The sequence below is a fragment of the Actinomyces sp. SKVG-SVH-4(1) genome (assembly GCF_048514265.1).
GTDB classification, from domain to species: Bacteria; Actinomycetota; Actinomycetes; order Actinomycetales; family Actinomycetaceae; genus Actinomyces; species Actinomyces oris.
In genome coordinates this window covers 1-23,847 of sequence record NZ_JBGEVE010000009.1, presented here as the reverse complement: position 1 = coordinate 23,847, position 23,847 = coordinate 1, and the positions used below count along the sequence as shown (strand labels likewise).

Here is a 23,847-nt window from a genome sequence, read left to right as displayed (position 1 = left end):
GTATTGTATTCCTTGTACAACTCCCCACATGATTCCTGAGAGGACCTCATCATGCGTCTGCCCAAGATCGTTCTCGCCGGTACCGCCGCCCTGGCCCTGTCCCTGAGCCTGGGCGCCTGCTCCTTGTCCGTCAACGGCTCCGGCTCCGGGGACTCCGGCTCGCCCGCCGCCCAGTCCGAGCAGAAGGACACTCAGGGCGCCGACTCCAAGGGCTCGTCCAAGACCGATGCCAAGGGGGCCGCCACTGCCGACTCCCAGTCCTCCTCCGGTGGCTCGGCCCAGGCCACGGCCGCCCCCGGCAACAAGGACGGCGACAAGGATGACGACAAGGACGGCGACGACGCCCCCATCACGGACCCCACCTGGAAGGACATCCAGAGCACCGGTCAGCGCACCGAGGTCTCCGGTGACTATGTCGTTCAGGGTGCCGGCAGCACTCTCAACCTGGTGGGTGACCTCAACACGCTGACGGTCCAGGGCTCCGACGTCAAGATCGCCGCGGAGGACGTCGACACCCTCACTGTTCAGGGCTCCAACGTCACCGTCTACGCCCGCGACATCGACCACCTCAACATTCAGGGCTCGAACGTCACCGTCCACTGGCTGGGCGACGACCCGGCGGTCCAGGACGGCGGCGCCAACAACACCACCGGGAAGCTCTCCCAGTGAGCCTGTCGTGACCCAGTCCGCCGCACCGGCTCCGTCCGCCACTGTCCTGCTCGTCGACGACGAGGCCCCCATCCGCCGCTCCCTGGGCCCTTACCTGGAGCGCGGCGGGTACCGGGTCCTGCTCGCCTCGGACGGGGCGGAAGCCATGGATATCCTGGCCTCCTACCAGGTGGACATCATCGTCTCCGACGTCCTCATGCCCAGGATGGACGGCCGCGAGCTGGTGCGGCGGGTCAGGGCCGGTGGGGCCTGGACCCCCATCATCCTGCTGACCCAGGTGGATGCCTCCTACGAGCGGGTCTCAGCCCTCGACGACGGTGCCGACGACTACCTGTCCAAGCCCTTCGACCCCGCCGAGCTCGCCTCCCGGATCCGCGCGGTGCTGCGCCGCACCCGCGGCGTGGCCCAGCCGCTGACCTCCGCCTCCCGGCTCGTGGCCGGTGAGCTGCTCCTGGAGCGGACCTCGCGGCGGGTGACCCTGTCGGGGCGCGAGGTGACGCTCACTCCCAAGGCCACGATGCTCCTGGACTACCTCATGAGCCATCCCGGTGAGCTCCACACCCGGGACGCCCTGCTGGCCTCCCTGTGGGGCATCGACTTCGCCACCTCCACGCGCGCCGTCGACCACCGCATCCGCGAGATCCGCCAGGCCCTGGGCGACGATGCCGCCAACCCCACCTACATCGAGACAGTCCCCTCCGTCGGCTACCGCTTCCGGGCCGAGGTCCGGGCATGAGCGGTTCATCGATCCCGCCGCAGCTTCCGCCCTCGGTCCCGCCGCGTCCGGCGCCCGCGCAGGACGGCCGTACCCGCTACATGGAGCCGGCAGTGGACATGGGTGGGCCGCGCACCGTTCCGGTCACCCGGCCCGGGGCGCCGGCCGCGCCGCCGGCCAGCCCCCCGCTGGCGGGTGACCTGGGGAACCGTCCGCAGTCGGCCGACCTCCATCCGCTGCAGGCCGACCCGCGGCGGCCGACGGCTGAGCCCCAGAGTGTCGAGGCCTTGGCCGGGGCCGCCGCCGAAGCCGCCCCTGCACCTCTGGACCCCCCTACGGAGAAGCCCCGGCGGGCCGGCTGGATCGGATGGGTGCTGGCGGTGGCGGTCGTGGCCGTCGCGGCGGCGGCCTCCTATGCGACCTTCGGGCTGGCTCCGGTGGTCATCTCGACGGCAGTGCCGCTGGTGGTGGCGGAGATCGGGATCGTGCTGCTGCTGCTCGCCCTGGCTGTGACCGTGATCCGCCGCAGGCTGCGCCTGGCGGTGCAGCGGGGGCGAAGCCAGGCCCAGGAGGAGGCGTGGTCCCGTCACCAGCAGTTCCTGCGCCGGCTGGACCACGAGCTGAAGAACCCGCTGACGGCGGTGCGGGCCGCCGTCGCCGACCTGCCGCAGGCCCCGCCTCACGAGCTGCAGGCCCGGGTCGACGTCGTCGACGCTCAGGCCCGCCGCATGGGGCGCTTGGTGACGGATCTGCGCAAGCTGGCCGACTTGGAAACGGCCGCGCTCTCACTGGAGGACGTCGATATCGCTGAGACCGTCCACGACGCCGCCCAGGCGGTCGGCGAGGAGGGGGCGGCGCGTGGTGGCGGGCCCAGAATCCGCCTGGACCTGCCGCAGGTTCCGTGGCCGCTGTCGCATGTGCGCGGCGACGGCGACCTGCTGTACTCGGCCGTCTACAACGTCATCTCCAACGCCTCGAAGTACACCTCGCCCGGCGGGACCGTGGAGGTGCGCGGTCGGGAGGAGTCCGGAACCGTCACCATCGAAGTGGCCGACACCGGGATCGGGGTGCCGCAGGCCGACCTGCCGGCCGTCTGGAGCGAGCTGGCCCGGGCCGGCAACGCCCGGGGCCTACCGGGCTCGGGGCTGGGGCTGGCGCTGGTGTCCACGATCGTGCGCCGCCACGGCGGCAGCGTGCGCATGGCCTCCCGCGAGGGCGTGGGGACCCGGGTGTGGCTGAGCCTGCCCGTGGCGGGGCCGCCGGTCGCTTCCTGAGCCCAACCGGCCGAGGGGCAGACGCCATGACAACGAAGCGTCCGTCCCTCGGCGGCTCAGTTCTGGCGGGGGTTCTTGCTGTTGGTAGTGAGGGTCTGGACTTCGGCGACAGGTAGGTTGATGGTGTTGGTGGCGGTGACCGCGGGCAGGTCGCCGCTGGAGCCGTCGGTGGCGGTGTAGGTGGCTGAGTAGGCCACGGACACCGTCAGCGGGGTCGTGCCGCCCAGGTGCGCCGAGCTGCGGTTGAAGGAGATGGTGCAGGGGCTCGAGCCCTCGGGCATTCCTGAGTGCCAGGCGATCCCGAAGCCCTGACATGAGGGCTTCCCATCGGGGGCGGAGAGCTGGAGGCCGGCCGAGGCTGCCGTGACCGTCGCCGACGTGGTCCCTGCGGAGGCGGTGACGGTCACCGAGCGCGGGGTGTTGCCCGTGGCCCACACCCAGGTGTCCATCCCCACCAGGGTCGCGCCCTGGGAGCCGACCTTCGGGTTGGTCTCAATGGTCGGTTGCGGAATCTTCACCGCTTTCCACGCCGCGGTCGAGAGTGCGCGCCCGGAGATATAGGGGGCCGGTGGCTTCCCGCCATTCTCGCTGTCCGGGACCCACAGGTAGGGTGCCCCATTGGGGGTCATGCGGCTGCGGGCGGCTTGCATGGCGCTCAGGTCCTCGAAGGCGTCCCTGTTGCATTCTACGTGCCACCAGGTTCCCGGTTGCCTATCTTTCATCCATTGCTTGTAACCGGAATACATCCTTTCGACCTCATCTGGCTGATTGAGTTTGCCGCTGTCCTGGATGTCGAAGGCGTCTCTGCCTACCTGCGATTGATCTTCTTGCTTCTCGTAGTAGCAGGAGGGCTTGACGCTTATGGATGTCGACGACGAGACCGTTTCGCCTCCGCCGCCTCCGGATGAGGCTGTCGTGTACTGCTCGGTGATGCTCACCGAGATCTCCCCGCCGCCCGCACTTTGCGTCGACGAGGCGTCCACCTGGGGGTTTGCGTCCCCAGAGTTTGCTGCCTGCGCGAGAGGTCCGGTCGACATGGCGACAGTGAGGAACGCGGCGACAAGGAAGGCGGGGTGGTTTTTTCTGGTGCGCGATTTTTTCATGATTCAACCTCTTAGTTGCTGACCGAGCAACTATTCGCTTCCCCGTGTTCCTCCTGGCTTGCTTTCCATGTGCCGTCGGAGGTCTTCTGCATTATTTCGATGATGGGGACATATACCTGCTGCTGCGGTTTTGTGGTGTCGTTCCCCTGGCCATCCACAAAGGTGGTGCGGGTCTGGTCCAGGCAGGCGGAAACCGCGTAGCCGTTACCGTTTGCTGAGGCGGTCACCTCGCCCACCGAGATCCGCACCGGTGGTCGCGTTAATGCTCCGTTGCGGTTCGATGCATTGCGGCGAACCTGAGTAAGCACTTCGCCGGTGGCGACGGTGCTGATGGTGTCGAGGCCCTCGTTCTTCGTCCATAGTCGCCAGGTCGCCCTTTCGTAGGCGAAGTAGGCGCGCAGGACCTCGGTCTGGGTGGGGTCGAGGTTCTCGGGGATGGAGACGACCGTGTAGCCCAGGTCCGGGTCGGACATCGACTCCGGGGTCACGGGGCCGGTGCCGGCGGCGCTGCTCGCTCCTGGCGATGCCGAGGCCCCGGCCGACGCCGTCGCACCGGCGGATGCACTGGCCCCACTGGCTGCGGTCTTCAGTGGAGGCACGGTGCCGCCGCCCTTCGGGCTGCTCGACGAGCATCCGGCCAGCACCAGGCATCCCGCGAGCACCGCGGTGCCAGCCACCCCCGTGAATCGACGACGAGAACCACGGTGTCCCATGAGTGCGCTCCAATCGGTGATAGCCGGAATCAACCGGCAGGCCACAATGAGTCGACTATAGCCCGACAGTCACGGCCGCATCACGGTTGTGCTCCCCATGCCGGAGTCCCCAGGCCTGATTCCCGCCCTGTCGCAGTCCTGCGACAGGGCAGGAACCAAGCGGCGACAACGATTCAGTAACGTTCAGGGCATGACGAAAGCACTCATCTCCCTGCCCTCCCTCGCCCTCATCACCGCCCTCGCGCTGAGCGGCTGCTCCCTGTCCGTCGGAGGCGGCTCATCCTCGCAGGCTCAGGGTCAGCAGACCCAGGCCAGTCAGGCCGGCTCGGACTCCGCCGGCTCCGCGGGAAGCGCCCAGGGCTCCGCCTCCGCCCCGGCGTCGGCAACGGCCGCCTCTGCGGGCCAGGCCGTCGCCGGCTACGAGCCCGGACAGATCCCCCCGATCCCCATGATCTCCCTGCCCGATCTCAGCCTGCTCACCCAGTCCACGGGCGCCTTCACCCCGGATCTCACACGCTCCATCACCTCCCAGCCCGGCATCACGGTCAGGCCCGCCCGCTGCGACGCGAGCGGATCGCTCGTCTCCGGCTCCACGGTCCTGGGCGGTGATGGCTCGATGACCACGAGCTCGGGGACCACCTCGATCACCAACAACGGTGACGGCTCGGGCACCTACAGCGACGGCAAGGTCTCCATCACCAACAACGGTGACGGCTCGGGCACCTACTCCGACGGGAAGGTCTCCATCACCGTCAACGGTGACGGCTCGGGCACCTACAGCGACGACTACCTCTCGGTCACCGTGAACGGCGACGGCTCAGGCACCTACAGCAACTCCACCACCGGGGAGTCCATCACCCTCGACGGCAAGGGCTCGGGCACCTACAGCGACGGCAAGGTCTCCATCACCAACAACGGTGACGGCTCGGGCACCTACAGCGACGGCACGATCTCCATCACCAACCTTGGCGATGGCACCGCCATCGTCAACGGCTCCACGATCTCGGCCAAGCCCGTCCCCAAGGCCGGCAAGGTCGGCACCTTCCCCTCCATCGACGCCGCCAAGCCCGTGCAGTCCTGCGGCACCGTCATCACCCTGGAGGACAGCGTCCTGTTCGACTTCGGCTCATCGGAGCTGCGCGGCGAGGCCTCGACCACGCTCACCAACCTGGCCACCGTCATCAAGGACTCCAAGGCCCCCAAGGTTCAGATCCAGGGCCACACCGACTCCGTCTCCGACGACGCCTTCAACCAGAAGCTCTCCGAGCAGCGGGCACAGGCCGTCTCAAGCGCTCTGAAGTCCGACGGCGTGGCCGCCGACCTGGAGGCCGTCGGCTACGGCGAGACCAAGCCGGTGGCCCCCAACGAGAACCCCGACGGCTCCGACAACCCCGCCGGTCGCCGCCTCAACCGCCGTGTCGAGGTCTTCGTCCCGGCCTTCTGAACCGCCGCCCGGCCATCAGACCGCACGTGCATGATGCCCACCCGACCGCCCTCACCACATCTGAATACCGGAGAAGAACCATGTCCCCGACCACTCGTCCCCTCCGTCCTCGCCGCGCAGCCGCCGTCATCCTCGTGGCCCTGTCCCTGACCGGCATCAGCGCCTGCTCCATCTCAGTGGGTGGAGGCTCGACCGACCAGGGAACCGCCGCAGCAGCGGGCCAGGAGGGCTCGCCGTCGGAGCAGCCGGTAGCGTCGTTGCCGTCAACGACTGCGACGACCGCCTCCCAGGCGCCCCGATCGCAGGCCGCTGCGCCCAGTACCCAGGAACAGACCTCGCCTGCCGCCGTCGGCTCCAGCGCACCCGAGGCCGGCGCCCAGCCCGCGAGTGGTGAGCGCCCCGGCGCTCGGGCGACCATCACCGACAGTGACTGGCTGAGCGACCTGGAGTTCGTGGAGCAGACCGTCTCGGCGAGCCCGACCATGCTCCTGAACAAGTCCGGCGACGACGTCCGTGTCGAGGGGGAGGTGAACAGTCTCAGTGTCACCGCCAACAACACGAAGGTCTTCGCCGACTACGTCGGCCTGCTGTCCATCTCCGGCAACAACGTCACCGTCTACGTCAAGGACGTCGACCGCGTCGTCATCAAGGGAACTAACGCGGAGGTGGTCTGGGCCGGCAACAGTCCGAAGGTGGAGGACTTCGGCCACAACGCTGAGACCCGCCAGCAGGGAAGCGAGGGCTGAGCCCCGCCTCGCCGCGCCTTCCCCGTCCAGCTGCCATCGCGATAGTCGACGGCGTGCAGTAGCGGCGTCTGAAGGGCACGGTGGCCGGACCCGTTCCTGAATCCCGGCGACTGGGCCTGCACCTGGGCCCGGTCGCCGGGGTCGTCTCTGCTCCGAGGCGCCTCGGCCACCGGTGTCCCACACCGTATGCGGTGGACCAGCACTTGACTCCCCCGTGCACATACTGTCTATAGTGTGTATGTACAGAAGGAGTTGCCATGCCGCTCTCGGTCGTCCTGTCCAACACGGCAGGAGTTCCCATCTACGAGCAGATCGCCCAGCAGGTCAGGGACGCGATCCTGACCGGCCAGGTGGAGGCCGACGAGATGCTGCCCTCGATCCGGGCTCTGGCCCGGGACCTGCGCGTCAGCGTCATCACCACTACCCGCGCCTACTCCGACCTTGTCGCCGAGGGCTTCCTGGCCAACGTTCCTGGCAAGGGCTACTTCGTCCTGCCCCGGGACTCCGAGCTGGTGCGCGAGCAGGTGCTGCGGGAGGTCGAGGAGCACCTCGACCGTGCCGTGGAGCGTGCGCGCCTGGCCCAGCTCAGCGATGAGGAGCTCCACACCATGCTGCAGACCATCATCGCCACCTCCGCCACCCCCGCCACTTCCAAGGAGAAGCAGTGAACCCCGTCGAGATCTCCCACCTGACCAAGCACTACCCGGACTTCAGCCTCAACGATGTCACCTTCTCCGTCCCCGCCGGCTACGTGACGGGCTTCGTCGGGGCCAACGGCTCGGGGAAGACCACCACCATCAAGGCCGCCCTGGGCATGATCCACCCGGATTCCGGCTCGGCCACCACTGTGGGACACGAGCGCATCGGCGTCGTCTTCGACGCCCCGCCCTACAACCCCGAGTGGCGCCTGAAGGACCTGGGCCGCGGCATCGGGCGCTTCTTCCCCACCTGGTCCCAGGAGCGCTACGACGCCGAGCTCCGGGCTGCGGGCCTCAATCCCACCAAGAAGGTCAAGGAGCTCAGTCGAGGCATGGGCATGCGCCTGCAGATGGCGGTGGCCCTGGCCCACGATCCCGAGCTGCTCATCCTCGATGAGCCCACCGGTGGGCTGGACCCCTTGGCCCGCAGCGAGATGGTGGACATGCTCGCCCAGTTCATGGTGGAGGAGGGCCGCACCATCCTGTTCTCCACCCACATTACCTCCGACCTCGATCGGTTGGCCGACTACCTGGTCATCCTCAGTCGGGGCAGGGTCGTGGCCAACGGCACCGCTGAGGAGATCATCGACTCCTTCCGTCTCGTGCGCGGCATCCCCGAGCACCTGACCGACGCCGTGCGCCAGGCCAGCCTCGGGCTGCGCAGCACGTCGCTGGGCTGGGAGGCCATGATGCCGGCCGACGCCGCCGAGGCGCTGACGGACCGCATCGTCGTCGAGGTCCCCACCATTGAGGACCTCGCCGTGCACATCGCCAAGGAGGCGGGCCGTGAATGACCTCATGACCGCGGATCGACGCGAGCGCCCCGCCGAGGCGGCCGCGGTGGCCGTGGTGCCGGCCGGCGCGACGATGAGGGGCGCCGCGGCCGGGCCCGGACGGGGCGCTCGGGTGATCTCGCTGGTGCGGTTGCATCTCCTGGGCTTGCGGGGTCCTCTGCCCTCCCTCCTCGGCCTTCTCCTCATTATGGGCGCCGTCAGCTTCGTCTCCGGAAGTATCGTCCCGGTCAGCGGATTCCTCACGGGGGCCGCCCTGGCCGGGGGCCTCTCGGGAGTGATCGCCGAGCGCTCCGGCATCAACCGTCTGCTGGCCTCTCTGCCCGTCTCCCGGGCCGAGGTCATCGATTCCTACTGGGCGGTCGCGATGCTGTTCGTCCTGGCCGCCTCGGCCCTCTACGCGGCCATAGGCCTCCCCCTGGGTGTGCTCCCGGGTGATCTGCTCGACGTTCCCCTTGTCCTCATCATGGGGCAGGCCCTGGGAATTCCCGTGTTCCTGCACTTCGGGCGTGGGCGTGGCCTGCACGTCTGGGGGATCGCGATCGTGGTCCTGGGGGCGTTGGGTGCGCTGGTGCTCAGCTTCAGGCCGATCCGGGACCTTGCACTGTGGACGACGACGGGCCACTGCCTGCTCCTGGCCCTGGGCGCCTGCGCCCTCGTCGGCCTGTGGGCGCTGAGCCGCCGCCTCTACCTCAAGCAGGACCAGTGAGCGTCATGATGATGGGGACGACGAGGGCGGTGTCGGTGAGAGGGTGGCGTATCGGAGGGGCTGCGCCGACTGGGCCGTCCGACCCCGGAAGCGGCGGCGGCGAGATGGCGCGTGCCAGGGTGGGGGCGGTGCTGCGACTCGACCTCATCGTGCTGCGCCGTCGTGGTCCGCTGCTCCTTCTGCCCCTGTCGCTCGCGCTGTTCATCACTATGGACGTCCTGGTCGGCCGTCTGCAGACGACGGTGATCATGGGGGTCGCCCTGGGACTGTGCGCCCAGTACGCCCAGGGCGCCGTCGAGGCGGCTCACCGCATGGAGCGCCTCTACGGAGCACTGCCGCTGCGGCGCAGCGAGCTGGTCGCTGCCCGCTGGGTCGAAGGGCTCGCCCTGGCGCTCCTCTCCTGCCTGGTCTGCGTACCGGTGGCCGCTCTCACCGGTGACTGGGGTGGCCTCATGGCCGGCCTGGTCGTTATCTGCCTGTCCGCGGCCCTCGGGCTGCCCCTGTTCCTGTGCCTGGCCCCCGAGCGGGCCCTGTGGGTGTGGGGGCTGTGCCTCGGGGCGGGAGCCGGGGCCCTCTACGGCAGCACCCCACTGCTGGCAGGACCTGTGACTGAGGTACTGCGCGAGCCGGTGCTAGCCGTCCTGGCTGCCTTGGCCTGCCCCGCCCTCCTGGGCGCCTCCCTGGTGGTGGCCCTCCGCTGGTACGGGCGCCAGGACCACTGAGGCCCGGCCGAGGAAGAAGCGAGAAGAAGTGAGGAGATCGACCATGCCCGAGTCCGTGCCCATGTCCGAGTCCGTCGTGTCTGCTGTGCGGGCCGCAGCCACTCTGCCCGCTGCCGCCGAGTCCTGTGGCACTCAGGTTCCCAGTGCGCCTGCGGCGGTGCGGGGGCCGGGTGCCCTGACCCGGTGGGAGACGGTGCGCGCCGTCATGCGCCTGGAGCTGCTCGTCGTGCGGAGGTGGGATACCGGGCTGCTGGTGCTGGCGGTGGTGGCGCTCAGCGCCCTGGGGGTGGCCGTGCCCAGGGTGAGGGAGTGGCTGGGAGTGTTCTACCCGTACCCGGACAGACTGGTGTACTACCTGCTGGGCGCTGTGCTGGTGGTGGGCGTGGATCTGTGGCGGCCCTCCCGTGAGACCCAGATGCGCCAGCTCTACGGGGCACTGCCCGTCAGCCGTCTCGATGTCCTGGCTGCCCGCTACCTCCTGCTCGTGGTCGGCTGGGCGATCATGCTCCTCGGGACCTCCGCAGCGGTGCTGCTCGGAGGTGTGGCATCGGATGATGCCGTGGGCCTGCATCTGACGTTTCTGATCGGCTTGGGGGTGATTGTCGTGGTGATGCCTCCCCTGCTCGTGGCTCGCGCCGGAACCTCCTCCCAGCCGGTGCTCGACCTGTGGGGCCTTGCCGTCTGCGTCATCGTGACTCTGCCCGCGGTCATCGGGGTGGTGATCGCGCAGGAGGCCATGCCCCGGCAGGTGGTGCTGGCCTGGGGGCTTGGGCTCATCGCCGCGCTCTCCGCAGCGGGACTGGGCGCCTCCTGGCAGATCTGTTGCCGTGTCTACCTCACACAGGACCACTGAGAGGATCGCCTGAGAATACGAGTGGTGGTGGTCGGTAGGACTCCGTTTCACGGATAAGGGCCTGGCTTCGCTCAGTGCGCCCAACGGTGACCGGGATGCGCTCCCGGGGCCTTCCCCACGGGCCGTTACCCTGGGCCTGTGACCACCGCTGCCCCGCCCGCTGCTCCCGGCGCCCCCGTCCCGCCCCCGTCCGGCCCCGGTCTGTTCATCTCCTTCGAGGGAGGCGACGGCGTCGGCAAGACGACGCAGATCCGCATCCTCGCCGACCTGCTGACCGCGGCGGACGTGGACCACATCCTCACCCGTGAGCCGGGTGGCACGGAGCTCGGCGTCGAGATCCGCCGCCTCCTCCTGCACGGCGGGCACGTCGCCCCGCGCGCCGAGGCCCTCCTGTACGCCGCCGACCGCGCCCACCACATCGCCACCCGCGTACGGCCCGCCCTCGAACGCGGCGCCGTCGTCCTGGCCGACCGCTACCTCGACTCCTCCGTCGCCTACCAGGGGGCGGCCCGATCACTCGGCCCCCGGGAGGTGCGCGACCTGTCCCTGTGGGCCACCGAGGGCCTCCTGCCGAACCTGACCGTCCTGCTCGACGGCGACCCCGACCTCGCCGAGCGACGCACCACCAGCCGCGGCGCCAAGGACCGCCTCGAGCAGGAGGGGGACGCCTTCCGCGTGGCCCTGCGCGAGCAGTTCCTCGCCCTGGCCCAGGCCGAGCCCGAGCGCTTCGTCGTCGTCGACGCCGACCGGCCCGTTGACCAGGTGGCCGACGACGTCATCGAGGCCGTTGTCGCCGCCGTGCGCCGCCACGGCGTGCACCTCGCCCACGGCGGGGCCCACCAGGGCGTGCTCCTGGGACTGGAGGCCTTCGTGGAAGCCGCCGCCCGCCGCAGCGCCGCCGGGTCGGGCGAGGAGGCGGGCTCATGAGCGTGTGGGAGGACGTCGTCGGCCAGGAGAGCGCCGTGGCCGCCTTCACCGCCGCAGCCCAGGCCGCCCGCCAGGCCGCTGAGCAGCGCGAGGCGCAGACCGCCGCCGGTCTTGCCCCCGAGGGGGCGCGAGACGGGGGAGCGGGCTCAGCGGCGGCTACAGCAGCAGGGCTCGCCATGACCCACGCCTGGCTGGTGACCGGCCCACCCGGATCGGGCCGCTCGAACGCCGCCCGCGCCTTCGCCGCCGCCCTGCAGTGCACCGGCCCCGTGCCGGGCTGCGGGCAGTGCAAGCCCTGCCGTGACGTCATGGCAGGCTCCCACCCCGACGTCGTGCGCCTGGCCACCGAGAAGCTCATCATCACCATGGAGGAGGTCAAGACCCTCATCGGTGAGGCCCAGCGCCGCCCCTGGACCGGGCGCTGGCGCGTCATCCTCGTCGAGGACGCCGACCGCATGGCCGAGCGCACCACCAACGTCCTGCTCAAGTCCATCGAGGAGCCCCCGCCCCAGACCGTCTGGCTGCTGTGCACCCCCAGTGCCGACGACGTCCTGCCCACCATCCGCTCCCGCTGCCGCCTGGTGACGCTGCGGATCCCGCCGGCCGACGCCGTCGCCGAGCTCCTCGTGCGCCGCGACGGCGCCGACCCCGAGCTGGCCGCCCGGGCCGCCCGGGCCAGCCAGTCGCATATCGGGCTCGCCCGCCACCTGGCCACCGACGCCGACGCCTGGGACCGGCGCCGCCGCCTCCTGCTCGCCCCCGTCTCCCTGCGCAGCGTCGGTGACGCCGTCCTGGCCGCGGCCTCCCTGGTGGAGGCCGCCGAGTCCGAGGCCAAGGAGGCCACCGCCGAGCGCGACGCCCGCGAGAAGGCCGAGCTCACCCGCGCCCTCGGCCTGGAGAGCGACGGGAAGATCCCGGCGGCCCTGCGCGCCCAGATCCGCCAGCTCGAGGAGGACCAGAAGCGCCGCGCCAAGCGCGCCCGCACCGACGTGCTGGACCGGGCCATGATTGACCTGCTGTCCTTCTACCGCGACGTCCTCACCACTCAGATGGGCAGCGATGTCGAGCGCGTCAACCTCGACCTGTCCGACGCCGTCGACCAGGCCGCCCGCACGACGAGCCCTGAGCAGTCCCTGGCCCGCATCGCCGCCATCGAGGAGTGCCGCAGCCGCCTGCGCTCCAACGCCGCCCCCCTGCTGGCCGTCGAGGCTCTCATGGTGCAGCTGCGACCCCAGGCCGAAGGACGGTGACCGCCATGCCCCATCCGGCCTGGGGTGGGGCATGAGGCCGTCGTCGTAGCCCCCGAGCGACTGTCGACGCGCCCGTCAAAACCAGGACGGCCACGGCCCGGTGTGGAAGAGTCGTGACATGACCGTTATACAGCCAGGGGGCGAGGACGGCGGCCACGCCGCTCGGTTCGAGCCGATCATTCGCAGATCGAGCCCGCAGGAGCGAGTCATCGCCTGGGGGTTGACCGCCGTCGGCCTCCTGGGTCTGGCCATCGGGCTGGCGATCATGGCCTCCGGGCAGTACCGGGGAATGCTCGCCTGCTTCGCGGCGGCGGCACTGTGCCTCCTCATGGGCTACCTGACCCTGCGGCCGCGAACCGTCTTCGACCGGAGCGGCATCCACAGCAGGACGCTGCTGCGCTCCTACGACCTCGCCTGGCCCGGCTCCCGGGAGGCCTTCGACATCACCCGGCAACCCCGATCCGCTCTGCGCGTCCGCGAGGCAGGTCCGAGCGTGCAGGCGACGGTGCGCGGTGAGACGGGCACGGTGGTCCTGGGAGGAATGAGTACTCGGGCACTCACCGAGCCCAGGGCCCGTTACCTCATGGAGGGCGAGCTCGATCGGCTCTGGGCCTGGGCCGCCTCCTGGGGGCTGGTGCCCGCTGAGGACCCGGAGGGCACCGGGACTCGCGGCCGAGAGGGCAACGGCCCATCTCATCCCTGAGAGGGATCACACACCGACCGAACGGTTCATACCATGCTGGGTATGGAAACGAGAACGAAGCATCATCCAAGGAATCGGATCGTGCCTGCGCTCGCGGAGGCGAGGCGACGCCCCGGAGGGCTTCGACGCCGTCGGGTGTCTGCTGGGGTGCTGGCGGCTGTGGCGGGTGTGTGCCTGGGGGTGGGGGCCGGTGCGGTCCCCGCTGCTGCGCTGCCCGCCGCAGGGCCGGCTCCGGCTGCGTCGTCTAAGGCGGCGGTTCCCCAGGGGCTGGAGTCCTTCTACAGTCAGAAGGTCGAGTGGTATGACTGTGTGGCCACTGCCGGGGTGGAGAAGTCGGCTGACAGGACCGGTTTTCAGTGCGCCAAGGTCACCGTGCCGCTGGACTACTCCCAGCCCGATGGCCAGACCATTGAGATCGCGATGAAGAAGCACTTGGCCACCGGCTCGGTGCGCCAGGGCACCCTCTTCATGAACCCCGGCGGCCCTGGCGGATCCGGGGTGGACAACGTCGGCGCGATGGCGACGACGACCTTCGCCGGAGTGCAGAAGGCTTACGACATCATCGGCTTCGACCCCCGCGGCGTCGGCTCCTCCACCGCCATCACCTGCAGCACCGACGCGGAGGCGAAGGCGATGGAGGGGGTCTCTCCAGTCGATGGCGCAGGCACCCCCGTAGCATTCGAGAAGCGGGCCACCGTCATGTCCGAACGCTTCAAGCAGCTGGAGGCCGACTGTGCCTCCCGCACCAAGCCGACCGAGCTGCTCGACCATGTGGACACCGTCTCGGTGGCCCGGGATCTCGACGTGCTGCGGGCGCTGTCCGGGGACCAGAAGCTCAACTACACGGGTTTCTCCTACGGCACCTACCTGGGGGCGACCTACGCCGAGCTGTTCCCGGCCAACACCGGGCGGCTGGTCCTCGACGGCGCCCTGGACCCCAGCCTGAGCTACAGCGAGCGCAGGCAGGGGCAGGCCCTGGGCTTCGAGCGGGCGCTGCGCAACTATGTCGCCTGGTGCCAGTCGGGACAGAGCTGCCCCCTGACCGGTGACACTGACGCGGGCGTCAAGCAGGTCGGGGACGTCTTCACCTCGGCCAACCAGTCGCCCGTGCCCTCATCGGATCCGAATCGTCCGGTGACGGGCGAGGAGATGAAGCGGATCGTGGGGTTCGTGCTCTATTTCCCGGAGAGCTCATGGAGCGCCGTCAGTGAGGCCCTGGGGCAGGTCATCAACCAGCACGACGCCTCAACTTTCAGGGCCATGGCGGACCAGATCGCCGCGCAGCCCCAGGTCAACACCGGAGCGAACATCGGCATCAACTGCCTGGACTACCGGGTCGAGGGCAACATGGCCACCTGGACGGCGCAGAGCAAGGAGCTGGAGAGGATCGCCCCCCGCTTCGCAACCGTCACGGAGGCCGGCGACCTCGGCTGCCAGGCCTGGGGGCACACCGGCACTCAGCCGTCCAAGGCGCTCCACGCCAAGGGGGCCGCGCCGATCCTCGTGATCGGGACGACCGGCGACCCGGCCACTCCGTACGAGTGGGCGGAGGCGCTGGCAGACCAGCTGGACTCCGGCCAGCTCCTCACCTGGGAGGGCAACGGCCACACGGCATACGCCAGCTCCGGGCGCGGCCCCTGCGTCATCAAGGCGGTCGACACCTACCTGCTCACCGGCACCATGCCCAAGAAGGGGCTGACGTGCCACGGCACGGAGTGAGCATCCGAGGAGCTGCCGGAGCCGCTGTCCTCCTGCCGGCTTCCCGCTGAGGGGCGTCAGGGGGCTGCGGGCACTCATCACCGTGGTTGGGGCGCTGGAATCAAGCGCCCCAACCACGGTGCTTTTCTTCTCTTAGATGCCTGCTCATGACGCGGACACGTCCGTTTCCTGTTTGTAATATAACGGTTATGAAAAATAGCGTGAATGAATTGTCAGGTCCGCGACGAGCCGTTCCGGGGCGCCGTCGGGTGTCTGCCGGGGTGCTGGCGGCTGTGGCGGGCGTGTGCCTGGGGGTGGGGGCCGGTGTGGTTCCCGCTGCTGCGGTGCCCGCTGTGGGTTCGGCTGCGGCTGCGTCGTCTCAGGCGGCGGTTCCCCGGGGGCTGGAGTCCTTCTACAGTCAGGAGGTCGAGTGGTACGACTGCGTGGCCACCGGTGGGATGGAGAAGTCGGCCGAGAAGACCGGTTTTCAGTGCGCCAAGGTCACCGCGCCGCTGGACTACTCCCAGCCGGACGGGCAGACCATTGAGATCGCGATGAAGAAGCACCAGGCCACCGGCTCGGTGCGCCAGGGCACCCTCTTCGTCAACCCCGGCGGCCCCGGCTACTCCGGGGTGGAGATGGTGGAGAACAACGAGACCCAGTTCTCGCCCGCCCTCAACCAGGCCTACGACATCATCGGCTTCGACCCCCGCGGCGTCGGCGCCTCCACCCCCATCACCTGCGATGACGGCGCGGGCCAGCAACCCGCCAAGGCCGCCCAGGGGGGCATGGGCGTCAACGAGCCCCAACCCGGATCCCTCGTCGCCGACGTCGCCGGGGACGACCCCACCCCCTTCCGGGACGCTGAGAATCCTGCCGCCGACGGCGGAGCAGAGGCCAACGTCGCCTTCCCGTCCCTGATCGAGGAGATCACCAAGGACTTCAAGCAGGAGGAGGCCAACTGCGCCGCCCACACCAAGCCGGCGGGGCTGCTCGACCATGTGGATACCGTCTCGGTGGCTCGGGATCTTGATGTCCTGCGGGCGCTGTCCGGGGACCAGAAGCTCAACTTCCTGGGCTTCTCCTACGGCACCTACCTGGGTGCTCACTACGCCGAGCTCTTCCCCGCCAACACCGGCCGTATGGTCCTCGACGGCGCCGTCGACCCCTCCCTGTCGCTGGGGGACCGGGCCGCCGGGCAGGCCCAGGGCTTCGAGACCGCACTGCGCACCTACGTCCAGCAGTGCCAGTCCGGCCAGGCCGTCCAGGAGGGCCAGAGCTGCCCCCTGACCGGTGATGCCGACGCCGGAGTCCAACAGGTTCGCACCCTCATCTCCTCGGCCGATCAGGCACCGCTGAAGACCTCAGACCCGAACGTCACCGTGGACGGCAGCACGATCCGCAGCGTCGTTCGCCGATTCCTGTACACCTCCGAGTACTGGCCCCTCCTCACCTACGCCCTCGACCAGGCCATCACCCAGAAGGACGGCTCCTACATCCAGGTGCTCTACGGCAAGGTGGCGGCCGGGGGCAGCGCTCCGACCTTCTATGCCGTCAACTGCCTGGACATCCCCGTCCAGGGCGATATGACCAGCTGGGAGAAGGAGTACCAGCAGATCCTCCAGAGCTCGCCCACCTTCGGTGCCTCCCTGGGCAACCAGGATGCGCGCTGCCAGGCCTGGGGGCACAACGGGACCCGCAAGCCCGCACCCATCCACGCCAAGGGGGCGGCCCCCATCCTGGTGGTGGGCACCACCGGCGACCCGGCAACGCCCTACGCCTGGTCCCAGGCCCTGGCCGATCAGCTCGAGTCCGGCCGGCTCCTGACCTGGGAGGGCAACGGGCACACCGCGTACGGGCGCTCAGGGGCTTGCATCCACAAGGCCGTCGACACCTACCTCATCAGCGGGACCATGCCCGAGGAGGGGCTGACCTGCAAGAACGGACAGTGAAGCCGGACCGTCCCCGCCCCGGGGGCCTCGATGGGAACTTCTTCCCACTCCGTCTCCAGGAGGAGGCCCCCGGCGGCACGGCAGCATATGGTTCACATCGTGACTACTGCGACCTCGCCTCGGCCTCGTATCAAGCCTCTGCTCGTGGCTCTCTCCGCGCTTCTGGTGTGCGGGGGCCTGACCGCCTGCCAGGATGACACCGATATCAAGGCAACGCCGGCAACGGCGTCGGCCACGGCAACGATTCCGGCCGGGCTGGAGAGCTTCTACAACCAGAAGGTCTCCTGGTACGCCTGTGACAAGAAGGGGATGGGCGAGGCGACGTCGGGGAAGGACACCGGCTTCACCTGCGCCAAGGTCAAGGTGCCGCTGGACTACGACAACCCCGGCGGCGAGACGATTGAGATCGCGGTGAAGAAGCGGGCCGCTAGCGAGGACTCCGTCGGCTCGCTGTTCGTCAACCCGGGTGGGCCGGGAGGATCGGGCATCGAGCTGGTTGAGAGCGCCGGTTCCTACTTCTCCAAGAACCTCACCAGCTCCTACGACGTCGTCGGCTTCGACCCGCGTGGCGTGGGCGCCTCCACGGCGGTCGACTGCCTGACCGACGCCGAGCTCGACGCCGAACGGGCCGGGGCGAACGACCCGGCGACCCCCTCGGCCTCCGCGACTCAGGAGCGGGCGCAGAAGATGGGGGAGGCCTGCGCGTCGAAGACCAGCCCCGCGGGGCTCCTGGACCACATCGACACCATCAGCGCCGCCAAGGACCTCGACATCCTGCGGGCGGTTGACGGCCAGCAGGCGCTGACCTACCTGGGCTTCTCCTACGGCACCTACCTGGGGGCCACCTACGCCGAGCTGTTCCCCGCCAACACCGGGCGGCTGGTCCTCGACGGCGCCGTCGACCCCTCCCTGAGCGCCGCGGACCTGTCCCTGGGGCAGGCCAAGGGCTTCGAGGCCTCGCTGCGGGCCTACGTGCAGAACTGCCAGAGCTCCAAGCTCGGCTGCCCCCTGAGCGGGGACGTCGACTCCGGAGTCTCCCAGGTCCGCGAGTTCCTCGAGTCCACGAAGGCGGCGCCCCTGCCGACCTCCGACGACAAGCGGCCGCTGACCTACGACCTGGCCGTCTACGGGGTGCTGGGCTCGATGTACCAGACCCAGCTGTGGCCCTCCCTCACCCTGGCGCTGTCCCAGGCGATGGGCAAGGTGGGCAGTCCGGACGGAAGCGCGCTGCTGGCCATCGCCGACGCCGTCTCCTCCCGCCAGAGCGACGGCAGCTACTCCGGTAACGGCGCTGAGGCCCTCATGGCGGTCAACTGCCTGGACTACCCGGTCCAGGGGGACAACTCCTCCTGGGAGGAGGAGGCCAAGGCCGTCAACGAGGCCTCGCCCACCTTCGGCTCCCAGCTGCTCTACCCCGATGCCTACTGCCAGGGCTGGGGCCATAAGTCGAGCCGCAAGCGCGAGAAGATCACGGCCTCCGGTGCCGCGCCGATCCTCGTGGTGGGCACCACCGGCGACCCGGCCACGCCCTACGCCTGGTCCGAGGCACTGGCCGATCAGCTCGAGACCGGTCAGCTCATGACCTGGAAGGGCAACGGGCACACCGCCTACGGGCGCTCCAACGACTGCGTCAAGAAGGCCGTGGACACCTACCTGCTCAACGGGACGATGCCGGCCAAGGGACTCACCTGCTGACCATCGCCAGGCCAGCCGGCCCTCCCGGTTCCCGCAGGCCATGAGATCGGCCCCGGACGACAGTCGCGTCGTCCGGGGCCGATTCGTCAGCGGGCAGTGGAGGGCCTGGAGGACCCGGCACCGCGAGGCTTACGGGCCGCTCGCCTCACGGGCTGAGCTCACCGGCGATGGACCGTCCCATCCAGCCGGCCAGGTCGTCTCCCGTCAGTCCCTGCGAGAGCAGGAACTGGACCTTGGCGTAGGCGGCCTCCAGGGTCATGTCGCGGCTGCCGACGGCGCCACTGCGGGCCAGTGCGTCTCCGGCCTCGTAGTGCCCCAGGAGGACCTCGGACTCGTGGCACTGGGAGGTGACGATGACGGCCGTCCCGGCATCGATCACTCGCTCGACGACGTCGGTCAGGCCCGGCTCCTGGGACGGCACGTTGCCGACTCCGAAGGCCCGCAGGACCACGGCCTCGGGCAGCGGTGTCAGCAGCGCCTCCAGGCGGGCCGCGGTGATGCCCGGGACCAGGTCGACCACGACGACGTCGTGACGGGCGTAGGGGGCGACGTTCTTCCAACCGGCCCCGCCCCGGGTGCTTGGGGCCCACTGCCACGGGGCGCCAGTGGTGGCCAGAGGAGCCGCATTGGGGGACTCGAAACCGGTGAAGGCCCACGAGGAGGACTTCGTGACCCGGTTCCCGGCCAGGAGCCGATGCCCGAAGAACAGTGCCACCCCCTCCAGGCGCCCGGAGGTGGCGGCCTTGAGCGCCCCGGTGACATTCGCTGCGGCGTCGGTTCCCAGTTCTCCGAGGGGGAGCTGGGAGCCGGTGACGACGACCGGAGCGCTCAGATCCGTCAGCGCATAGGACAGGGCGGCACTGGTGTAGGCCATGGTGTCGGTCCCGTGCAGGATGACGAAGGCGGCCTGCGGGTCGGCCGCGGCGTGGGCGCGCAGGCCGTCCACGATCGCCTGCCAGGACAGCGGGGTGGCGTTCGAGGAGTCGATGAGCGGGGCCAGCGAGGTCACCGACACTGAGCGCGCCAGGGGCGTGCCCTCCAGCAGCGAGTGGAGCCACCCCTCCAGATCCGCACCGGGAACGAGACCGTGAGGGGAGTCCACCATCCCGATGGTGCCCCCGGTGTAGATGATGTGAACGTGCATGGGCTCAGCCTCCTGTCGCTCAGGCCTCGTGCGACGGGGCGGATGCGGCTTCGTCCACCTCGTCGGCGAGGACGTCATCGAGCAGGTCGCCCCGAATGCGTCCCCGCACCGCGTACCAGCCTGCCACCATCATGACGGCGACGATGGCGAACAGGGCCAGAGTCCAGCGTCCGGCCGGGTCGGCCACGTTCGAGACCACGACGATGGTGAAGAAGGCCAGGGCCGCGTAGTTGGACCAGGGGGCCCAGGGCATCCGGTAGGCCGGGCGCACCTCCTTGCCCTCCTGCACCCGCCGCAGGAAGGCGAGGTGGGTGACGAGGATGGCTCCCCAGGTGCCGGCGATGCCGATGCCGGCCAGGTTCATGACGATCTCGAAGGCGTCCTTTTCCACGAGGGCGTTGAGGACGACGCCGAGCAGTCCCAGGGCGGAGGTGATGATGATGCCCCAGGTGGGAACCTGATGCTTGTTGAGCCCGGCCGCCACCCGAGGGGCCTCACCGGCCACCGCCATGGAGCGCAGGGTGCGTCCGGTGGCGTACAAGCCGGCGTTGAGGGAGGACAGCGCTGCGGTGAGGATGACGACCTGAATGATGTCGCCGGCGTAGGGCACACCGATCCCGGAGAAGAAGGTGACGAAGGGCGACTGGTCCTTCAAGTAGGAGGTGTAGGGCAGGACCAGTGCCAGCAGCATGACCGAGCCGACGTAGAAGACGAAGATGCGCAGAATCATCGAGTTGATCGCCTTGGGTAGGATCTTCTCGGCCTCCGTGGCCTCACCTGCTGCCACACCCACCATCTCCGTGCCACCGAAGGCGAAGACCACACCGAGGGTCAGGGCGAAGACGATCGGGAATCCCTTGGGGAAGAACCCACCGTTTCCGAGGATGTTGTGAGCCCCCGCGGTGATCGCGCCTCCCTGGGGGTCCGTTCCGGTGTGAAGCCCGAGAACAATGGCGACGATGGCCACCACCATGAAGGACACGATGGCGGCGACCTTGATGAGCGCGAACCAGAACTCGGCCTCACCGAACATCTTGACGTTGAGCATGTTGAGAATGAAGACCAGGACGAGCGCGATGAGCGCGAAGACCCACTGCGGGACAACCTCCAGAGCCTTCCAGTAGTGGAGATAGTTGGCCACGGCCGTGATGTCCGCCATGACGGTGACCGACCAGTCCAGGAAGAAGAACCAGCCGGTGATGTAGGCGCCCTTCTCGCCGAGGAACTCGCGGGCGTAGGAGACGAATGCTCCGGAGGAGGGTCTGCGGATGGCGAGCTCGCCCAGAGCGCGCACCATGAGGAAGGCGAAGATTCCGCAGACGGCATAGGCGAACATCAGCCCCGCCCCGCCCCGCCCTCCTTGAGTCGGCCGCCGGCACCCATGAAAAGACCCGTGCCGATGGAGCCGCCAATGGCGATCATCTGCAGGTGGCGGTTCTTCAGCGACTTGTTGTATCCGGCGTCGCCGCGGTCCCGGATCTGGTCGGGCTGGGAAGCTCGGGAGGGTGACGGCGACGCACCCGAATGTGGCGCTGGAGAGGTGGGGGAGTGGCTGGACGGAGACTCGCTCATGGGGATCCTTACGGAGAGGGAGACCTGTTGAATGACGTGCGGAGAATACCGGGCCTGGATGGTGCGGGTGATTCGGGGCGACTGTTGGGCTCAGGCGCACTCCTGTCCAGGATGTGCCACGACGTCGTCATGATCCAGAGCTGAGTCGGGGAATCCGGGGAGGCCTGGGGGTTTGGAGGGCTCTTTGTCCTCGACGGTGGTGCCGATGCGGCGAGGCGGGCGGTTAACTGTGTCGAGGAACACGGTTCTCCCCGCGGCGCTGGATTGCGGTGGCGGCCGCGAGGCCGGTATGTTCGGCTCTGCTGCTTGTGCCAGCGCCGCCTTAGCTCAGTCGGCAGAGCGATTCACTCGTAATGAATAGGTCGTGGGTTCGATTCCCACAGGCGGCTCGATCAGCCCCGGGAGGTAATACCTCTCGGGGCTTTTGGGTTCCCGGCGCCCTGCCCGCAGCCGCTCGGTGTGCCGTCCGGCACATTCGGTGGCCGCAGTGGTCGTTCCTGGCCCGGGTTTTGGGGATGACCGCATGGCCGAAATCCTTCGCCGTCGAGTGGCAAGGGGGTGTCGCGGCTTGACCGGGGAGGATTCTCCTGGCTTGACGTGATGTTCCTCAGGGTGAGGGTGGTGGCGCTTCAGGCATTGTCTTCCGGCTGAGAGAATCCCCCACCGCTATCTGAGAGTCATCTGGGAGATTGGCCGCCTCTGATTGACTGGTCGTTGGATACCTCTATGCAGCGGGAGGAGGTGGGGTGCCATGCCTGGATTGTTCCGCCGAGTCTCGTGGGGATCTCCAAACATGACCTCAGTGCTTTCACAGTTTTCGTCTCAGTCGTCAAGACCTTCGGGGTGGTATGTCATCGCGCATCACTGGGTGATTGGGGGGAGCTGCCGGTAATGAGGGCGACGAATAGCCGTGTTGCATTGAGGGCAACTATTGTTTAATCTAACGTTGTCCGCAGCGGGATACATCCTTCGGGCCCGCTCCCTCCACTCAGATTGAGGAATCATGGCACAGAAGACTCAGGTCATCCTCGTCGACGATGTCGACGGGTCCGAGGCCAATCAGACCGTCACCTTCGCCCTTGATGGCGTCTCCTACGAGATCGACCTGAACGACGAGCACGCAGCCGCTCTTCGTGAGTCCCTTGAGGAATGGATTGGAAAGGCTCGTCGCACCGGCGGCCGCCGTAGTTCCGGTCGTCGTCGTTCCAGCGGCCCCTCTGACACTCAGAAGATTCGCGAGTGGGCCCGTGAGCAGGGCCTTGAGGTTTCTGACCGCGGCCGCGTCTCCGCTGAGGTGCGCAAGGCCTACTACGAGGTCAACCCCGGCAACTGAGGGAACGTGGGGCGCCTGGCTCAGATGCTGCCGGCACCCCGCATGTCATTCTCGAGCTGACTGCCACCTCGCACCACGACTCTGGTTGTGCGCTCAGGCGCATTACCGGGGTCGTTGTGTTTTCAGTACGTGAATTTGTTCCGTGAGCGGGCAGTATCGCTGCCAGTCGTGCCTTTGGGGCGATGCGCCGGTACCCCACCGTGGAGGCGCTCTTCTGGGCCCCTTGGGCCTCGCGCCATGCCCGCGATCCTGGCAGGATAGGGCCATGGCTTACACCCTCGTACTGCTCCGCCACGGCGAGAGCGAATGGAACGCGAAGAACCTCTTCACCGGCTGGGTCGATGTCCCGCTGTCAGACAAGGGCCGCGCCGAGGCCGTCCACGGTGGCGAGCTGCTCAAGGAGGCCGGCGTCCTCCCCGAGAAGCTCTTCACCTCGATGCTGCGCCGCGCCATCATGACCGCCAACCTGTCCCTGGACGCCGCGGACCGCCACTGGATCCCGGTCGAGCGCAACTGGCGCCTCAACGAGCGCCACTACGGCGCCCTGCAGGGCAAGAACAAGAAGGAGATCCGGGACGAGTACGGGGAGGAGCAGTTCATGCAGTGGCGCCGCTCCTACGACGTGCCGCCGCCGGCCATCGAGGCCGGCTCGGAGTTCTCCCAGGACGCCGACCCCCGCTACGCCGGTGAGCCCATCCCGGCCACCGAGTGCCTCAAGGACGTCCTCGAGCGCCTCCTGCCCTACTGGGAGGGCACTATCGTCCCCGAGATCAAGACCGGCAAGACCGTCATGATCGCCGCCCACGGCAACTCGCTGCGCGCCATCGTCAAGCACCTCGACGACATCTCCGACGACGACATCGCCGGCGTCAACATCCCCACCGGGATCCCGCTGGTCTACGAGCTCGACGAGGAGACCCTCAAGCCCCTCAAGAAGGGCGGCCGCTACCTCGACCCCGAGGCCGAGGCCAAGATCGCGGCGGTGGCCAACCAGGGCAAGTGAGCCCCGGCGGCCCACCGCACCCTCTATGACGCGGGCGGCGTCGGACCTCAAGGAAGACGGTTGCTTCTGGTGATCGGACGTACACCTCGATGAAAGTACTTCCCGGTGAAAGAAAGACGGAGGATCCGTTCTG

Annotated in this window: 21 protein-coding genes, 1 tRNA gene and 1 pseudogene; 19 read left to right on the top strand and 4 right to left on the bottom strand. The window is 68.8% G+C overall.

The features are described 5' to 3' along the window. Positions 1 to 51 precede the first annotated feature (51 nt). The 3 genes from AB7V09_RS08630 to AB7V09_RS08620 are packed head-to-tail and all read left to right on the top strand — an operon-like array spanning position 52 to position 2,658. A complete protein-coding gene (locus AB7V09_RS08630; RefSeq protein ID WP_419143511.1) occupies positions 52 to 669 on the top strand; it encodes a DUF3060 domain-containing protein in 618 nt (205 codons plus the stop codon). Positions 670 to 676: 7 nt separating this feature from the next. Beyond that, the gene (locus tag AB7V09_RS08625) at positions 677 to 1,405 is read left to right on the top strand and encodes a response regulator transcription factor (RefSeq protein ID WP_070511338.1); all 729 of its coding nucleotides are present in this window, start codon (positions 677 to 679) and stop codon (positions 1,403 to 1,405) included. After that, complete coding sequence (locus AB7V09_RS08620) at positions 1,402 to 2,658, top strand: sensor histidine kinase (RefSeq protein ID WP_419143510.1); 1,257 nt, start codon at positions 1,402 to 1,404, stop codon at positions 2,656 to 2,658. The genes AB7V09_RS08625 and AB7V09_RS08620 overlap by 4 nt, the downstream gene beginning before the upstream one ends. Positions 2,659 to 2,714: 56 nt before the next feature. Here the strand turns inward: AB7V09_RS08620 and AB7V09_RS08615 are convergent, their stop codons facing one another. Both AB7V09_RS08615 and AB7V09_RS08610 read right to left on the bottom strand, forming a co-directional pair. Next, positions 2,715 to 3,761, bottom strand: coding sequence for a hypothetical protein (locus AB7V09_RS08615; RefSeq protein ID WP_419143509.1), 1,047 nt, complete (start codon positions 3,759 to 3,761; stop codon positions 2,715 to 2,717). 11 nt (positions 3,762 to 3,772) lie between these two features. Next, the gene (locus AB7V09_RS08610) at positions 3,773 to 4,438 is read right to left on the bottom strand and encodes a hypothetical protein (RefSeq protein ID WP_256699642.1); all 666 of its coding nucleotides are present in this window, start codon (positions 4,436 to 4,438) and stop codon (positions 3,773 to 3,775) included. Positions 4,439 to 4,664: 226 nt separating this feature from the next. Between AB7V09_RS08610 and AB7V09_RS08605 the strand changes: the two genes are divergently transcribed. The 13 genes from AB7V09_RS08605 to AB7V09_RS08545 all read left to right on the top strand — a co-directional run bounded on the left by AB7V09_RS08605 (position 4,665) and on the right by AB7V09_RS08545 (position 18,662). Continuing rightward, positions 4,665 to 5,918, top strand: a complete 1,254-nt coding sequence (locus AB7V09_RS08605; RefSeq protein WP_419143508.1) for an OmpA family protein — start codon at positions 4,665 to 4,667, stop codon at positions 5,916 to 5,918. An 80-nt stretch (positions 5,919 to 5,998) separates the two neighbouring features. Next, positions 5,999 to 6,664, top strand: a complete 666-nt coding sequence (locus AB7V09_RS08600) for a DUF3060 domain-containing protein (RefSeq protein WP_419143507.1) — start codon at positions 5,999 to 6,001, stop codon at positions 6,662 to 6,664. A gap of 257 nt (positions 6,665 to 6,921) precedes the next feature. Beyond that, complete coding sequence (locus tag AB7V09_RS08595; protein WP_003787881.1) at positions 6,922 to 7,332, top strand: GntR family transcriptional regulator; 411 nt, start codon at positions 6,922 to 6,924, stop codon at positions 7,330 to 7,332. Continuing rightward, positions 7,329 to 8,156 (top strand): ABC transporter ATP-binding protein, encoded by an 828-nt coding sequence (locus AB7V09_RS08590; RefSeq protein WP_419143506.1) that lies wholly within the window; start codon positions 7,329 to 7,331, stop codon positions 8,154 to 8,156. The genes AB7V09_RS08595 and AB7V09_RS08590 overlap by 4 nt, the downstream gene beginning before the upstream one ends. Then, on the top strand, positions 8,149 to 8,862 hold the full coding sequence (locus AB7V09_RS08585; RefSeq protein ID WP_419143505.1) for an ABC-2 transporter permease: 714 nt from the start codon (positions 8,149 to 8,151) through the stop codon (positions 8,860 to 8,862). The genes AB7V09_RS08590 and AB7V09_RS08585 overlap by 8 nt, the downstream gene beginning before the upstream one ends. Before the next feature lie 104 nt (positions 8,863 to 8,966). Then, on the top strand, positions 8,967 to 9,584 hold the full coding sequence (locus tag AB7V09_RS08580) for an ABC-2 transporter permease (RefSeq protein ID WP_419143504.1): 618 nt from the start codon (positions 8,967 to 8,969) through the stop codon (positions 9,582 to 9,584). A gap of 43 nt (positions 9,585 to 9,627) precedes the next feature. Next, complete coding sequence (locus AB7V09_RS08575; protein WP_419143503.1) at positions 9,628 to 10,437, top strand: ABC-2 transporter permease; 810 nt, start codon at positions 9,628 to 9,630, stop codon at positions 10,435 to 10,437. Between the two features lie 138 nt (positions 10,438 to 10,575). Then, positions 10,576 to 11,364, top strand: a complete 789-nt coding sequence (gene tmk, locus AB7V09_RS08570; protein ID WP_419143502.1) for a dTMP kinase — start codon at positions 10,576 to 10,578, stop codon at positions 11,362 to 11,364. After that, positions 11,361 to 12,614: a DNA polymerase III subunit delta' gene (locus AB7V09_RS08565; RefSeq protein ID WP_419143501.1), complete on the top strand. Its 1,254-nt coding sequence runs from the start codon at positions 11,361 to 11,363 to the stop codon at positions 12,612 to 12,614. The genes tmk and AB7V09_RS08565 overlap by 4 nt, the downstream gene beginning before the upstream one ends. A gap of 118 nt (positions 12,615 to 12,732) precedes the next feature. After that, positions 12,733 to 13,317 carry a hypothetical protein gene (locus tag AB7V09_RS08560; RefSeq protein ID WP_419143500.1) on the top strand — a complete coding sequence of 195 codons (585 nt, stop codon included), beginning with the start codon at positions 12,733 to 12,735 and terminating at the stop codon, positions 13,315 to 13,317. 81 nt (positions 13,318 to 13,398) lie between these two features. After that, the gene (locus tag AB7V09_RS08555; RefSeq protein WP_419143499.1) at positions 13,399 to 15,036 is read left to right on the top strand and encodes an alpha/beta hydrolase; all 1,638 of its coding nucleotides are present in this window, start codon (positions 13,399 to 13,401) and stop codon (positions 15,034 to 15,036) included. A 188-nt stretch (positions 15,037 to 15,224) separates the two neighbouring features. Next, positions 15,225 to 16,967, top strand: a complete 1,743-nt coding sequence (locus AB7V09_RS08550) for an alpha/beta hydrolase (RefSeq protein ID WP_419143498.1) — start codon at positions 15,225 to 15,227, stop codon at positions 16,965 to 16,967. 87 nt (positions 16,968 to 17,054) lie between these two features. After that, positions 17,055 to 18,662 (top strand): alpha/beta hydrolase, encoded by a 1,608-nt coding sequence (locus AB7V09_RS08545; protein ID WP_419143497.1) that lies wholly within the window; start codon positions 17,055 to 17,057, stop codon positions 18,660 to 18,662. Between the two features lie 145 nt (positions 18,663 to 18,807). On the opposite strand, the gene AB7V09_RS08540 is transcribed toward AB7V09_RS08545, so the two are convergent. Together AB7V09_RS08540 and AB7V09_RS08535 are read right to left on the bottom strand one after the other, a co-directional pair. After that, positions 18,808 to 19,806 carry an asparaginase gene (locus AB7V09_RS08540; protein WP_419143496.1) on the bottom strand — a complete coding sequence of 333 codons (999 nt, stop codon included), beginning with the start codon at positions 19,804 to 19,806 and terminating at the stop codon, positions 18,808 to 18,810. Between the two features lie 19 nt (positions 19,807 to 19,825). After that, positions 19,826 to 21,378, bottom strand: a pseudogene (locus AB7V09_RS08535) (amino acid permease). Between the two features lie 316 nt (positions 21,379 to 21,694). On the opposite strand from AB7V09_RS08535, the gene AB7V09_RS08530 reads away from it, so the two are divergent. From AB7V09_RS08530 to AB7V09_RS08520, 3 genes are all read left to right on the top strand, one after another. Then, a tRNA-Thr gene (locus AB7V09_RS08530) sits at positions 21,695 to 21,767 on the top strand. 614 nt (positions 21,768 to 22,381) lie between these two features. Then, complete coding sequence (locus AB7V09_RS08525; protein ID WP_009406140.1) at positions 22,382 to 22,711, top strand: histone-like nucleoid-structuring protein Lsr2; 330 nt, start codon at positions 22,382 to 22,384, stop codon at positions 22,709 to 22,711. A 265-nt stretch (positions 22,712 to 22,976) separates the two neighbouring features. Continuing rightward, positions 22,977 to 23,714, top strand: coding sequence for a phosphoglyceromutase (locus tag AB7V09_RS08520; RefSeq protein WP_009406077.1), 738 nt, complete (start codon positions 22,977 to 22,979; stop codon positions 23,712 to 23,714). Positions 23,715 to 23,847: the final 133 nt, after the last annotated feature.

Excerpts from the sequence above, each read along its gene's own strand:
- AB7V09_RS08575 (WP_419143503.1), top strand. The coding sequence starts at position 9,628 with ATGCCCGAGTCCGTGCCCATGTCCGAGTCCGTCGTGTCTGCTGTGCGG.
- AB7V09_RS08525 (WP_009406140.1), top strand. The coding sequence starts at position 22,382 with ATGGCACAGAAGACTCAGGTCATCCTCGTCGACGATGTCGACGGGTCC.
- AB7V09_RS08560 (WP_419143500.1), top strand. The coding sequence starts at position 12,733 with ATGACCGTTATACAGCCAGGGGGCGAGGACGGCGGCCACGCCGCTCGG.
- AB7V09_RS08550 (WP_419143498.1), top strand. The coding sequence starts at position 15,225 with ATGAAAAATAGCGTGAATGAATTGTCAGGTCCGCGACGAGCCGTTCCG.
- AB7V09_RS08605 (WP_419143508.1), top strand. The coding sequence starts at position 4,665 with ATGACGAAAGCACTCATCTCCCTGCCCTCCCTCGCCCTCATCACCGCC.
- AB7V09_RS08580 (WP_419143504.1), top strand. The coding sequence starts at position 8,967 with ATGGCGCGTGCCAGGGTGGGGGCGGTGCTGCGACTCGACCTCATCGTG.
- AB7V09_RS08600 (WP_419143507.1), top strand. The coding sequence starts at position 5,999 with ATGTCCCCGACCACTCGTCCCCTCCGTCCTCGCCGCGCAGCCGCCGTC.
- AB7V09_RS08630 (WP_419143511.1), top strand. The coding sequence starts at position 52 with ATGCGTCTGCCCAAGATCGTTCTCGCCGGTACCGCCGCCCTGGCCCTG.
- AB7V09_RS08615 (WP_419143509.1), bottom strand. The coding sequence starts at position 3,761 with ATGAAAAAATCGCGCACCAGAAAAAACCACCCCGCCTTCCTTGTCGCC.
- AB7V09_RS08545 (WP_419143497.1), top strand. The coding sequence starts at position 17,055 with ATGGTTCACATCGTGACTACTGCGACCTCGCCTCGGCCTCGTATCAAG.
- AB7V09_RS08520 (WP_009406077.1), top strand. The coding sequence starts at position 22,977 with ATGGCTTACACCCTCGTACTGCTCCGCCACGGCGAGAGCGAATGGAAC.
- AB7V09_RS08565 (WP_419143501.1), top strand. The coding sequence starts at position 11,361 with ATGAGCGTGTGGGAGGACGTCGTCGGCCAGGAGAGCGCCGTGGCCGCC.
- AB7V09_RS08595 (WP_003787881.1), top strand. The coding sequence starts at position 6,922 with ATGCCGCTCTCGGTCGTCCTGTCCAACACGGCAGGAGTTCCCATCTAC.
- AB7V09_RS08540 (WP_419143496.1), bottom strand. The coding sequence starts at position 19,806 with ATGCACGTTCACATCATCTACACCGGGGGCACCATCGGGATGGTGGAC.
- AB7V09_RS08620 (WP_419143510.1), top strand. The coding sequence starts at position 1,402 with ATGAGCGGTTCATCGATCCCGCCGCAGCTTCCGCCCTCGGTCCCGCCG.